Annotated in this window: 14 protein-coding genes; 10 read left to right on the forward strand and 4 right to left on the reverse strand. The window is 64.5% G+C overall.

The window, feature by feature from the left end:
* Nucleotides 1–6: 6 nt before the first annotated feature.
* The 5 genes from CHB96_RS15495 to CHB96_RS15515 are packed head-to-tail and all read left to right on the forward strand — an operon-like array spanning nt 7 to nt 4,649.
* Nucleotides 7–936, forward strand: coding sequence for an ABC transporter permease (locus CHB96_RS15495; RefSeq protein WP_089247718.1), 930 nt, complete (start codon nt 7–9; stop codon nt 934–936).
* 9 nt (nt 937–945) lie between these two features.
* Nucleotides 946–1,929: an ABC transporter permease gene (locus tag CHB96_RS15500; protein WP_089247720.1), complete on the forward strand. Its 984-nt coding sequence runs from the start codon at nt 946–948 to the stop codon at nt 1,927–1,929.
* A complete protein-coding gene (locus CHB96_RS15505) occupies nt 1,926–2,945 on the forward strand; it encodes an ABC transporter ATP-binding protein (protein WP_089247722.1) in 1,020 nt (339 codons plus the stop codon). The genes CHB96_RS15500 and CHB96_RS15505 overlap by 4 nt, the downstream gene beginning before the upstream one ends.
* A complete protein-coding gene (locus tag CHB96_RS15510; protein ID WP_089247724.1) occupies nt 2,938–3,933 on the forward strand; it encodes an ABC transporter ATP-binding protein in 996 nt (331 codons plus the stop codon). The genes CHB96_RS15505 and CHB96_RS15510 overlap by 8 nt, the downstream gene beginning before the upstream one ends.
* Nucleotides 3,930–4,649, forward strand: coding sequence for a sulfite exporter TauE/SafE family protein (locus CHB96_RS15515; RefSeq protein ID WP_176444310.1), 720 nt, complete (start codon nt 3,930–3,932; stop codon nt 4,647–4,649). The genes CHB96_RS15510 and CHB96_RS15515 overlap by 4 nt, the downstream gene beginning before the upstream one ends.
* Nucleotides 4,650–4,710: 61 nt before the next feature.
* On the opposite strand, the gene xylB is transcribed toward CHB96_RS15515, so the two are convergent.
* The gene (gene xylB / locus CHB96_RS15520; RefSeq protein ID WP_089247865.1) at nt 4,711–6,099 is read right to left on the reverse strand and encodes a xylulokinase; all 1,389 of its coding nucleotides are present in this window, start codon (nt 6,097–6,099) and stop codon (nt 4,711–4,713) included.
* 174 nt (nt 6,100–6,273) lie between these two features.
* Here xylB and CHB96_RS15525 point away from each other — a divergent pair, with 174 nt between their 5' ends.
* The 3 genes from CHB96_RS15525 (at nt 6,274) to CHB96_RS15535 (ending at nt 9,114) form a co-directional block, all read left to right on the forward strand.
* The gene (locus tag CHB96_RS15525) at nt 6,274–6,924 is read left to right on the forward strand and encodes a TetR family transcriptional regulator (RefSeq protein ID WP_089247728.1); all 651 of its coding nucleotides are present in this window, start codon (nt 6,274–6,276) and stop codon (nt 6,922–6,924) included.
* Nucleotides 6,925–7,105: 181 nt separating this feature from the next.
* The gene (locus tag CHB96_RS15530) at nt 7,106–8,263 is read left to right on the forward strand and encodes an acyl-CoA dehydrogenase (RefSeq protein WP_089247730.1); all 1,158 of its coding nucleotides are present in this window, start codon (nt 7,106–7,108) and stop codon (nt 8,261–8,263) included.
* 5 nt (nt 8,264–8,268) lie between these two features.
* A complete protein-coding gene (locus CHB96_RS15535) occupies nt 8,269–9,114 on the forward strand; it encodes a 3-hydroxybutyryl-CoA dehydrogenase (protein WP_281254423.1) in 846 nt (281 codons plus the stop codon).
* A gap of 75 nt (nt 9,115–9,189) precedes the next feature.
* Here CHB96_RS15535 and fabG read toward each other — a convergent pair whose 3' ends face one another.
* Together fabG and CHB96_RS15545 are read right to left on the reverse strand one after the other, a co-directional pair.
* A complete protein-coding gene (fabG, locus tag CHB96_RS15540) occupies nt 9,190–9,948 on the reverse strand; it encodes a 3-oxoacyl-ACP reductase FabG (RefSeq protein ID WP_089247867.1) in 759 nt (252 codons plus the stop codon).
* Nucleotides 9,949–10,076: 128 nt separating this feature from the next.
* Nucleotides 10,077–10,811, reverse strand: a complete 735-nt coding sequence (locus CHB96_RS15545) for a lysophospholipid acyltransferase family protein (protein ID WP_089247734.1) — start codon at nt 10,809–10,811, stop codon at nt 10,077–10,079.
* A 97-nt stretch (nt 10,812–10,908) separates the two neighbouring features.
* Between CHB96_RS15545 and CHB96_RS15550 the strand changes: the two genes are divergently transcribed.
* Nucleotides 10,909–11,220, forward strand: a complete 312-nt coding sequence (locus CHB96_RS15550; RefSeq protein ID WP_089247736.1) for a hypothetical protein — start codon at nt 10,909–10,911, stop codon at nt 11,218–11,220.
* Here CHB96_RS15550 and CHB96_RS15555 read toward each other — a convergent pair.
* Nucleotides 11,208–12,017, reverse strand: coding sequence for an SDR family NAD(P)-dependent oxidoreductase (locus tag CHB96_RS15555; RefSeq protein WP_089247738.1), 810 nt, complete (start codon nt 12,015–12,017; stop codon nt 11,208–11,210). The genes CHB96_RS15550 and CHB96_RS15555 overlap by 13 nt on opposite strands.
* Nucleotides 12,018–12,094: 77 nt before the next feature.
* Here CHB96_RS15555 and CHB96_RS15560 point away from each other — a divergent pair, with 77 nt between their 5' ends.
* Nucleotides 12,095–12,691 carry a TetR/AcrR family transcriptional regulator gene (locus CHB96_RS15560; RefSeq protein ID WP_371829019.1) on the forward strand — a complete coding sequence of 199 codons (597 nt, stop codon included), beginning with the start codon at nt 12,095–12,097 and terminating at the stop codon, nt 12,689–12,691.
* The last annotated feature ends 8 nt before the right edge of the window (nt 12,692–12,699 follow it).

A 12,699-nucleotide genomic window follows, 5' to 3' on the forward strand; every position in this document is an offset into this window, starting at 1 on the left:
CCCACCATGTTCAGATTCCTTCGCCGCCGGATCTACACCAGCCTGGTACCGCTGATCGTCGTGCTGTTGGGCGTGTTCTTCCTGGCGCGACTCACCGGTGACCCCACCAGCCTCTACCTTCCCGAGTCCGCCACGCAGGCACAGCGAGAGGCGTTCCGGGCAACCAACGGCCTCGACCAACCGCTCCTGACGCAGCTGTGGGACTACTTGCAAGGCGTCGTACATCTCGATTTCGGCGACTCGCTGCGGACCGGCGAGGCCGCGTCGACGATGGCTCTTCGCGCATTCCCGGCCACGCTGCAGTTGGCGTTCATGACGATGTTCCTGGCAATCCTGGGCGCCGTCGTCATCGGCTGCTGGGCCGCGTACCGCCCGAACTCGCTGGCCGACCGGATCTCGAGCCTGCTGTCCATGACGGCCGCGAGCATCCCGGACTTCTGGTTCGCGATCATGGGCGTCTGGCTCTTCGCGGTCACCTTCGGCGTGCTCCCGACGTCGGGAACCGGTGCAGGAATGCTGTCGTGGATCCTGCCGATCGCCACGCTGCTCATCCGCCCGCTCGGTGTACTGACTCAAGTGGTCCGCGGTGCGATGGTCGCGGCGCTGTCGGCGCCCTACGTGCGGCTCGCACGAAGCAAGGGCGCGAGCGACGTTCGCGTCGTCACCCACCATGCGCTGCGCAACGCAGCCGCTCCCGCACTGACCGTCGCCGGTGATCTCATGGTCGGTCTCGTCAACGGCGCGGTCGTCGTCGAGGCCATCTTCGGCTGGCCCGGAATCGGCAAGCTCATGATCGACGCGATCCTGCAGCGCGACTTCGCCGTTCTTCAAGCGGCTGTGCTGCTGACGGCCGTCAGTATCTTCGTGCTCAACATCGTCATCGACGCCTGCTACGCACTGCTCGACGCCCGTGTTCGCGACAAGGCGAAGGTCTAGGAGGCCATCATGTCACTCGATTTCGAAGCCCCGAAAACCTCGGAGCCGGAGGATGTTCCGGAGCCCACGCCCGTGTCCAGGAAGAGCTCCGCTCCACTGTGGAAGCTGCTTCTACGTGACCGTGTCGCCACCGTCGCCGCGGGAATTCTCGTCCTGGTGTTCCTGACGGCGATCTTCGGGCCGATGCTCGTCGGCGATGCCGCGTCCGATCAGGATCTGAACCAGTCGAATCTGCCGCCGTTCACCCTCGACACGGGATGGATGAACGTGCTCGGCACCGATCCGCTCGGCCGAAGCATGCTCGCCCGGCTGATCGTCGCGTGCCAGACCACGCTCTCGGTCGCGATTCCCGCTGTCGTCCTGTCTGCCATCATCGGGTCGATCATCGGTATGTGGGCCGGCTACCACCGCGGGTGGCGCGAAACCACCGCGATGCGCGTGGCCGACGTCATCATGAGCTTCCCGTCGCTGCTGATGGCCGTCGTCGTGCTGTACGTCTTCTCCCCGAGCGCCGCGAACATCGTTCTGGTGCTTGCCATCACGCGCATTCCGATCTACCTCCGCACCGCTCGTGCCGAGTCGGCCGAGCTGCAGAGCCGGCTGTTCGTCGACGCCGCCCGCACCTTCGGCGCATCCAGCGGAGCGGTGATCCGACGCCACGTCGCGCCGATCCTGCTGCCCACGTTGCTCACCGTCGCGACCCTCGACTTCTGCTTCGTCATGTTGGCCGAATCGTCACTCAGCTTCCTGGGCATCGGAATTCAGCCGCCCGACGTCAGCTGGGGACTCATGGTCGCGCAGGGCCGCACCTACCTGCAGACCGCATGGTGGCTGTCGTTCTTCCCCGGCCTCGCCATCGTCATCACGACCGTCTCCGCGACGGTGCTCGCAGCCTGGGCACGCATCGCAACGGATCCGGCGCAGCGCTGGCGTCTCACCGTTCCCCGCTCGGCGAAGTCCCGCCTTCTCCCCGTCCGAAAGGTCGTCTCATGAGTGCACCTGCAGTTGCCCGGGAACAGGATTCCGACACCGACCGTGTCGCGATGGACGTCCACGATCTAACCGTCGATCTCCGCACACCGTCGGGCGTCATCCGCGCGGTCGACCACGTGAGCTTCAGCGCGCGACGCGGCGAAACCCTCGCTCTCCTTGGTGAATCCGGCTGCGGCAAGTCGATGACGGCGCAGGCCATCGTCGGCCTGCTCGAACCGATCGCGGACATCACCGACGGATCCGTCGAACTCGGAGACGTGGACCTCGTCACCGCCAAGAACAAGGTACGACGCCACATCGCCGCCACCGAGCTGGCAATCGTCTTTCAGGACGCGTTGACGGCACTGAACCCCGTCTACACCGTCGGCACGCAGTTGGCCGAGCCATTCCGGATACACCGCGGCATGAGTGCGAAAGACGCACGAAAAGAAGCGATCTCGCTGATGCAACGCGTCGGGATCCCGCAGCCCGAATCGCGCGCGGACTCCTATCCGCACCAGTTCTCCGGCGGCATGCGTCAGCGTCTGCTCATCGCGATGGCCGTGGCGCTCAGCCCGTCGGTGCTGCTGGCCGACGAACCGACCACGGCCCTCGACGTGACCGTTCAGGCGCAGATCATGACGCTGCTGCGAGATCTCCGGACCGAACACGACATGGCCGTCGTCCTCATCACCCACGACCTCGCACTGGTCGCCGAGGAAGCCGACCGTGTCGCCATCATGTACGCCGGCAACGTCGTCGAAACCGGCTTGGTGTCCGAGGTTTTCGGAAGTCCACGCCATCCGTACACGAAGGGTCTGCTCGACTCGGTCCCGGTACACGCAGAACGCGGCGAGGACCTCAAGTCCATCGGCGGCACCCCGCCCGATCTCCACTCCGTTCCCGACGGCTGTGTCTACCAAGCCAGATGCCCACTGGCACGCGACATCTGCGTCGCACAGCGCCCGAAGCTCGAGCCCGTCGGCGACGGCCGTTACTCTGCTTGCCACTTTTCGAACGAGGTGTCTCATGCCTGATCAGCTACTGACCGTCCGCGGCTTGAACAAGACGTTCAAGGTCGGCGGCGGGAATCTCCGAGCACTCGACTCCATCGATCTCGATCTACGACGCGGCGAGACCCTCGGTCTGGTCGGTGAATCCGGTTGTGGCAAATCGACTCTCGCGCGAACGTTGATGATGCTCGAGCGGCCCGATGCCGGCACCGTCGACTTCGATGGCGTCGACCCCTTCTCGCTTCGGGGCAAGGACCTTCTCGGATTTCGTCGACGCGTCCAGATGGTGTTCCAGGATCCGTACGGCTCGCTCAATTCGCGCATGAACGCAGGCGACATCATCAGCGAGCCGTGGCGAACACACAAGAGCCTGTACAAGACTCGTCGTGATCGCTCTGCACGCGTACGTGAGTTGCTGCACCTCGTGGGTCTGCGGCCCAGTGACGAACACCGGTTCCCGCAGGAATTCTCCGGTGGACAACGTCAGCGTCTCGGTATCGCACGTGCTCTGGCATTGAACCCGGATGTGATCATCTGCGACGAACCCGTTTCCGCGCTGGACCTTTCGGTGCAGGCTCAAGTGTTGAACCTGCTCAACGACCTGCAGAAGCAACTGGGCATCTCTTATGTGTTCATCTCGCACGACCTGTCCGTCGTTCGGCACGTCGCCGACCGCGTCGCCGTCATGTACCTCGGGCGGATCGTCGAATCCGGCGCTACCGACGCGGTGTTCGACCGGCCGAGTCACCCGTACTCCGCAGCACTCATGTCGGCAGCACCCAAGCTCGACGCCGAGTCGCGCGGTGAGCGCATTCTGCTGAAGGGCGAGGTTCCGTCGCCGCTGAATCCCCCGTCGGGCTGCCGGTTCAGGACGCGATGCTGGAAGGCGACGGACAAGTGCGCGGCAGATGCACCTCCCGTTGCACTCGACCGCAGCGAAGCCGACCACATGGCCGAATGCCACTACCCTCTCGTCGACGACGACCTGGGGCTCGTGGCAGCCTCGTCGTGACCACCGTCGAGTTCACAGTTGTCGCTTTCGCTATCTTCTTCGCCTCGTGCATGCAGGCCTCGATCGGGTTCGGCATGGGAATGCTGGCCGCACCGATCGTCGCGATCGTCGATCCCGGGTTGGTGCCGGGCACGCTGATCATGTTGGCGATCGTCGTCAGCCTGATGGTGTTGGCGCGAGACGGGGCAGCTCTGGATTTCTCGGGCGCGAGTTGGGCCCTCGCAGGTCGCGTACCCGGAACCGTGGCGGGCGCTCTGCTGTTGGTCGCACTGCCGGAGCGGGGACTGGCGTTGATGCTGGCGCTCGTCGTCCTGCTCGGTATCGCTCTGACGTCCTTCGGTTGGATCCCGTTGCCGCGCAGGCGAAATCTGGTGTTCGCCGGCGCGACATCGGGCCTCCTCGCCACGGCGACGTCCATCGGCGGCCCGCCGATGGCGTTGGTGTGGCAACGCAACACCGGCGCGAAGTTGCGCAGCACGATGAGCGCATTCTTCCTCGTCGGGTCGGTGATGTCGCTCGCCGCGCTGGCTGCCGCGGGCGCGGTGACGTCGCACACCGCGTTCTTGTTCGTCCTGCTGACGCCGGCCGCGGTGCTCGGTTACGTGTTGTCGCGCTTCGTGAATCGCGTCATGGACCGCCGGCGACTCCGGCTGACTGCGATCGCGGTCTCGACCGTCGGCGCGGTCGTCCTGATCGGTCAGCAACTCCTCATGTGAGGGGGCTGCGCCCCATGTGCACGAAAATACATAGTGGGCTATGCATTTTCGTGCACATGGGCTACGCCCCTTCCGTCAGATCCCGGACCTCCGCGTATCTTTCGCGGATCGCCGGTGTCGGATCTGCCTCGTACGTCCGAGCGGGCGCCGACGCCCACTGCGGCGGTTCGGGCGTACCGGCGAGGGCCCATGCTGCCTGACGCGCCGCGCCGTCGGCGACATATTCGCCCGGCTCCGGAACCACAACGGGCACACCGAGTATCGCGGGGGCCAACTCGCGCAAGGCCTCCGATTTCGCGCCGCCGCCGACGAGCAGAACGCGTCGTGTCTCGATTCCCGCGTTGCGCAGTGCATCGATACCGTCGGCCAATCCGCACAGCAGACCTTCGACCGCGGCCCTCGCGAGATGCCCGGGCGTCGAATTCCCCAGTCGGAGACCATGAATGGCGCCCGACGCATCGGGACGGTTCGGCGTTCGTTCGCCTTCGAGGTACGGGACGAGAACGAGCCCCTCGCTGGGGCTGGACAACGCCAACCTGGACAGTTCCGCGTGATCGACTCCCAGCAGCGACGCGGTCGCGTCGAGCACCCGCGCGGCATTCAACGTGCAGACCAGAGGCAACTGCCGTCCCGTCGCGTCGGCGAATCCGGCGATGATGCCCGACGGGTCCGCCGCCGCGACATCGGTGACCGCGGACACGACCCCCGACGTGCCGATGGACACGACGACGTCGCCGACACCAGCAGCGAGCCCGAGCGCCGCCGCGGCATTGTCACCGGTGCCGGGCCCGATGAGCGCCCCGCCCGCGGTCTCGCCGATGCGCTCGGACGGTCCAGCCACTCGCGGCAGCTGCGGCTGTCGGCCTCGCATACCCAGCTCGAGCAGGTCCCGTCGATACGCGTTCGCTCCTGCAGAGAAGTAGCCGGTGCCGCTGGCGTCACCACGATCGGTGGCCAACGAGTCGAGTCCCGACGCGCCCCCGAGCTGCCAACTCAGCCAATCGTGCGGAAGACACACGGCCGCAGCGCGATCCGCGCTCGTAGGTTCGTTGTCCGCGAGCCATCGCAGTTTGCTGACGGTGATCGATGCAAGAGGAACCACGCCGACCGCGTCGGCCCATTCCTGCGCGCCCAACTCGTCGACCAGATCGCGGCCGGACGACGCCGACCTGGTGTCGTTCCACAGCAAAGCCGGACGTACGACGCTTCCCTGCTCGTCGAGACAGATCATCCCGTGCTGCTGAGCACCGACGGCCACGGCGTCGACGTCACCCAGACCACCCGCGTCGGCGATCGCCGTCTCGAGCGCGTCCTTCCAGACCGCGGGGTCGATCTCGGTACCGTCCGGATGCTTCGCCCGCCCGCTGCGAACCACCTCACCCGAATCTGCATCGCGGACAAAGACTTTGCACGATTGAGTGGACGAATCGATACCTGCGACGAGAGCCAAGACGTGCATCCTTCCAGCGCGGTGGTGCGTACAGGCGACTCTACCGGCCACACCGTGAGCACCCGCACGAATCCACTCCCCTATTCGGAATCCGAACCCTCTGCAGGGGGTTCGGATTCCGAATGGGGGAGGTTATTTTCCGGCGGACTCCGAACTCGACTACCTTCGTCACCTATGCGCGACACCGAGGACCCCGAGGCATTCCGCCTCTCCGTGGCAAAGCGAGCTCTCGACCTGTTCTCGGTCGACGGGTACGACGCGACTTCGGTCGACGACATCGCCGAAGCCGCCGGGATTTCGCGTCGTACATTCTTTCGTCAGTTCCGGGGCAAAGACGACGTCATCTTCGCCGACCACGAAATCCTGCTGACACAGGCCGCGGAATTCCTGGATCAGGAGCACGACGACCCATGGGTGGCAGTGTGCGATGCGGCCCAGCTCGTCTTCGACCGCTTCTCCGGATGGAAGGAGTATGCGCGGCTCCGCTACCAGGTGGTACACGTCAATCCGGCCTTGCGTGACCGCGAGATCGTGACCGTGTTCCGGTACGAACGCCTGTTCGTCGACTACCTACGACGCGCGATCCCCGAGCATTCTCACCTGGAAACCATCCAGTACTGCGCGAGCGTCACCGCAACCCACAACTACATGCTCCGACGCATGATTCGCGACGGGATCGAGACCGCCCCGGCGGACCTGCAGGCCGCACTGTCCAAGGTCAGGGCCGGCTTCGAGCCGTCGTCGGACGAGGTCGTGGTCGCCGTTTTCCCGCGCGGGGCGTCACGCGATGCCATCGCCCGGGCGTTGGGTGAGCACTTTTCCTGACCGCTTGAATGTTCACATCCAAGCCATCAGATCGTATGAATGAACCATTCAAGCGGTCAGGAGGCACCAGGCCTGGCACCCAGTGCCACCGACTCTTGATTTCCGCCCATCCTCTCCCTTACTCTGGATCTATCCGTGGCACTCAGTGCCCACTGGTCGACCCCCAAGGAGAGTGCCACCCATGGCCGGAAATCCGGACTTCGATCTCTTCCAGCTGCCCGAGGAGCACGGTGAGCTGCGCGCTGCTATCCGCGCCCTCGCCGAGAAGGAGATCGCGCCGTACGCGAAGGACGTCGACGAGAACTCGCGCTTCCCCGAGGAAGCGCTGATTGCTCTCAACAACTCGGGATTCAATGCCATCCACGTCCCCGAAGAGTACGACGGCCAGGGCGCCGACTCGGTCGCGACGTGCATCGTCATCGAAGAGGTCGCTCGCGTCTGCGGGTCGTCGTCGCTGATTCCCGCCGTCAACAAGCTCGGCACGATGGGCCTGATCCTCAACGGCTCCGAGGAGCTCAAGCAGCAGGTCCTTCCGTCGCTGGCAGGCGGCGCGATGGCGTCGTACGCGCTGTCCGAGCGTGAGGCAGGGTCCGACGCGGCCAGCATGCGCACTCGCGCCGCGGCCGACGGTGACGACTGGGTCCTCAACGGCTCCAAGTGTTGGATCACCAACGGCGGCAAGTCCGACTGGTACACCGTCATGGCTGTGACCGATCCCGACAAGGGCGCCAACGGGATTTCCTCGTTCATCGTGCACAAGGACGACGAAGGATTCGTCGTAGGCCCCAAGGAGAAGAAGCTCGGAATCAAGGGCTCGCCGACGGCCGAGCTGTACTTCGAGAACTGCAAGATCCCCGGCGACCGCATCATCGGCGAGCCCGGCACCGGCTTCAAGACCGCACTGCAGACGCTCGACCACACCCGCCCGACCATCGGTGCTCAGGCCGTCGGCCTCGCTCAGGGTGCGCTCGACGCCGCGATCGAATACACCAAGGACCGCAAGCAGTTCGGGCAGTCGATCTCGAGCTTCCAGGCTGTTCAGTTCATGCTCGCCGACATGGCGATGAAGGTCGAGGCCGCCCGCCTCATGGTCTACACCTCGGCAGCTCGCGCCGAGCGAGGCGAAAAGAACCTCGGCTTCATCTCCGCTGCGGCCAAGTGCTTCGCATCCGACGTCGCGATGGAGGTCACCACCGACGCCGTCCAGCTGTTCGGCGGAGCCGGCTACACGACGGACTTCCCGGTCGAGCGCATGATGCGCGACGCCAAGATCACGCAGATCTACGAGGGCACCAACCAGATTCAGCGTGTCGTCATGTCCCGGGCGCTGCTCAAATGAGCAACATCGAACTGGTAGGCGTCATCGGCGGCGGCACGATGGGCGCCGGTATCGCAGAAGTTGCAGCGCGCGCAGGGTCGACGGTCAAGATCCTCGAAACCTCGCAGACGACGGCCGATGCCGCGGAGGCCCGACTCGACAAGTCGTTCGCTCGCGCCGTGAAGTCCGGTCGCATCGAGGCCGACGCGGCCGAAAAGGCCCGTGCGGCAATCACTCTGACGCTCGATATCGAGGATTTCGCGGACCGTGACCTCGTCGTCGAAGCTGCCCCGGAGATCGAGTCGCTCAAGCTGGATCTGTTCGGCAAGCTCGATTCGATCGTCAAGCCCGAGGGCATTCTGGCGACCAACACGTCGTCGATCCCGGTCATCAAGATGGCGAACGCAACTCAGCGTCCGGGCAAGGTCGTCGGCGTTCACTTCTTCAATCCGGTGCCGGTGCTGCCGTTGGTGGAGATCGTCGTCAGCCTCGTGACCGAAGAGAACACAGTTGCTGCGGTCACCGAGTACGCCGGAAACACGCTCGGTAAGAAGACGATTCGCTCCGGAGACAGAGCGGGCTTCATCGTCAACGCGCTGCTGATCCCGTACATGGTGTCGGCGATCCGGATGTTCGAGTCCGGATTCGCGAGCGCCGAGGACATCGACGACGGCATGGTCAGCGGATGCGCGCATCCGATGGGACCGTTGCGTCTGACCGACACGGTCGGACTGGATGTGACTCTGGCCGTCGCCGAGTCCCTGTACGCGGAGTTCGGCGAACCGCACTACGCGCCGCCGCCACTGCTGCGTCGCAAGGTCGAAGCCGGCCAGCTCGGCCGCAAGACGGGTAAGGGTTTCTACACTTACTGACGTGCACCCCACCGCTTGACTGGTGCTTTCATACGGTCTGATCGTATGAAAGCACCATTCAAGCGAAGACGGATGTCAGTCCTTCGGACCACCCGCGGCGTAGACGACCTGGCCGGAGATGAAGCCCGCACCCTCGCTGACGAAGAACGACGCGAGGTGCGCGATGTCGTCGGGATGCCCGACGCGATTGACCGGAATCTGTGATGCCGCAGCCGCTTTGAAATCCTCGAACGAGACTCCGACGCGTTCGGCGGTGGCCGCGGTCATCTCCGTCTCGATGAAACCCGGTGCGATGGCGTTGGCAGTGACACCGAATTTGCCGAGCTCGATGGCGAGGGTCTTGGTGAACCCCTGCATACCTGCCTTGGCCGCTGCGTAGTTCGCCTGACCCCGGTTGCCGAGCGCCGACGTGCTCGACAGATTCACGATCCGCCCCCACTTGGCGTCGATCATGTGCTTCTGCACTGCACGCGTCATCAGGAACGAGCCACGTAGGTGCACGCCGAGCACGGAATCCCAGTCGTCGACGGTCATCTTGAACAGCAGGTTGTCGCGTGTGATGCCCGCGTTGTTGACGAGGACCGTCGGCGCTCCGAATTCGGAGGCGATCCGATCGACCGCGGTCTGAACCGACTGCTCGTCGGCGACGTTCGCGCCGACAGCCACAGCCTGGCCTCCCGCAGCCTGGATGGCGCCGACGGTGTCGGCGCACGCGCCCTCGTCGAGGTCGACGACTGCGACTCCGAATCCGTCCTTGGCCAGGCGTTTGGCGACAGCGGCTCCGATTCCGCGGGCGCTTCCGGTCACGACGGCAGTTTTGATCTGATCACTCACGTGCATCTCCTGAAGTTGCGATCGATGAGAACCTCGCACTGTTTCTACCAAACCGAGCGATCGGTCAGCAGGAGTGGAGCCCGCGGAATGACCAGATCAGCAGGAGTGGAGCCCGCGGAACGACCCGCTCAGTACGCCGCTACCGCCCCGTCGAGTGCCTTTTGCATTCCGGCCGCGACGACGCGCGAGATGTCGATCGGCTTGTCGGGCAGATCGGTGATCGGTGAGTCGATGTAGACACTGGCGGATTTCAGCTTCTGTGGAGATCCGTAGCTGAGGCCGATACAGATCAGAACCGGGTCGACGCCCAGCTTGCGGGCGCGCGCCGCGATGTGCCCGATTCCGCTGCCGACGTGCTGGACCCGCAACGGATTCTCCAGATTGCAGGTCCCCTCGGGGAACACTGCAAGGTCGTCGCCACGGCGCATCCTCTCGGCGCTGACGTCCATCATTCGGTTGCCTGCTGCGCTGACGGCGCGCATGCCGTGATTCTTTCCGCGGAAGACCGGGATGCCGCCCATCATGTCTATTCGCCTGCGCTGCTTGGGTTCCTCGAACAGCTCGTCCTTCGCCAGCACACGAGTACGCCCAATGACGGGACGCAGCGGCGACGCCCATGCCGTCGCCGCAACGGTGTACGGATCGGTTTCGGTGAGGTGATTGATCGCGATGATCAGCCGCGTGTCGTCGTAGACGAGCCTGCGCAGTTCCTCGCGTGCGCCGTCGGAGTAGCTCAGCCGCGGCTTGAAGCGTCGGGCAAGTGCTGCATACGCGAGACGTGCCACCTGGCGGTTCTGCTGATGCCGCAGATAGAAGTCGTAGACCGTCTCATCGTTCTCGAGAATTACCGCTGGTCGCTCCATTCGTGAAGCTTAACTGCCTCGATTTTCGGTCACGTCCGGGAGTGAAACGGCGATACACGGGTATTCGATGTGAGCCGGATCACGAAAGGATGGAGCCATGACTCAGCCCAGGAATGCGGCAAATCGGAGGTGGATCAAGACCGCCGAGAACAGGGCGGCGGTGATCATGCTGATGACCGGCGTCGTAGCCGCGGCGCTCTTCTTGACGGCCCTCGGCAGCGGGTACGGAGGGTGGGCGACGATTGCGGGACTCGCGGCCGTCGTCCTGATCGGCGGTGGCTTCCTTTCGCTGATCGCGGGAGCGAGACGCGCAGGCGATCCACGGCCGATCCACTACCACCCGGATTCGCCCGACGTGCTCTACGACGTCGACCGGAAGACGGGAAAGCGCACCCCTCACACCACTTGACGGGACGCGCTGACGTTGCCAAGCATCCGCCCGGAGATGAGTACCGCGAGCCTCCTGGTCACCAACCGAGTGCTGATCGAGGAAATCCAGTTCGCGATGCCGGATACGGTGCTCGGCGGGTTGAACGTGCGGTCGAGCGCCGAGAATGCCGCCGCTACAACCTGTTCCGCCGTCTGTTTGCGTCCTACCGCAGCATCCTCGGTCCCGACGACGTCGAAGAATTCGGTCTCGGTGGGGCCGGGTGACACGGCGAGAACCGACAGCGTCGTCCCGCGCGCCTCGAACCACAACGCCTCGGTGAAGCTCAGGACGAACGCCTTGGTCGCCCCGTACACAGCCATCCCGGGAGTGGGCTGATAGGCAGCCGTGCTCGCGATGTTCACCAGCGCACCGTGGCCGGTGAGCAGATCCGGCATGAAGACTCTCGAAAGCTCCACGAGGGAGCCGACATTCAGCTGAATTTCACGGGCAGCTCGATCGGCGTCGGCGCCGACGAAAGCGCCGTGCGACCCGAAGCCTGCGTTGTTGACGAGCGACGACACGGTGATTCCTCTGTCGTCCAACTGCTGCTTGAGCCTTGCACCGGCGCCGGGTTTGGCGAGATCGGCCGGCAACACCGTCACGGCAACATCGTGTTTCGAACGAATCTGTGCCGCAACATCTTCGAGCCGATCGACACGCCGAGCTACCAACACCAGATCGGCCCCTCGCGCAGCAAACCGATGCGCGAATTCGGTACCGAGCCCCGCGCTGGCCCCAGTGATGAGAACGGTGGTGTTTCGAACGTCGAGCGTCATGAGATGCCTCCCTCGAATCGGATGAAGACCAATGTAGGCAGTGACACCATAGTTGTCAATGACAACATTGAGATAGGCTGAACTCCGTGCCCGAACAGCCCTACCACCACGGAAACCTGCGATCGACCCTTCTCGAACAAGCAGAGGCGACGCTGACCCGAGTGGGTGTCGAGGGCTTGTCGCTGCGACAGTTGGCCCGGGACGTCGGCGTGAGTCATGCAGCACCGAGCAAGCACTTTCGCGACAAACAAACGCTGCTCGACGCCCTGGCCGAATCCGGGTTCCACAGGATGACCGCGGCCATGACCAATGCCGTCGACGGTCCGGCGGACGCCCGCTCCCGAATGTTCGCGCTCGCGCACACCTACGTCCACTTCGCGTTGGACAACGCCGCGCTCCTGGCGCTGATGTACAGCACCAAACACACACCGGGCGCGACGGCGCAGCTGATAGCCGCCGGGCAGTCGTCGATGGATCTGACGGTCTCGGTCGTCGAGGACGCTCAGGCGTCGGGAGACATCCGATCAGGTGACGCCAAGACCATTGCCCTCGTGACGTTCTCGACGTTCCACGGGATCGCAACTCTTGCCGCAGGTCAAATGCTCGACGGTGCCGATGTCGACGTGGTCGTCGAGGCCGCGGCCAGTCTGCTGTGGGCCGGCCTTACCGCCTGATCACCCTG

Origin of the sequence: Rhodococcoides kyotonense, assembly GCF_900188125.1 — a bacterium.
In the GTDB taxonomy this organism is placed as follows: Bacteria; Actinomycetota; Actinomycetes; order Mycobacteriales; family Mycobacteriaceae; genus Rhodococcoides; species Rhodococcoides kyotonense.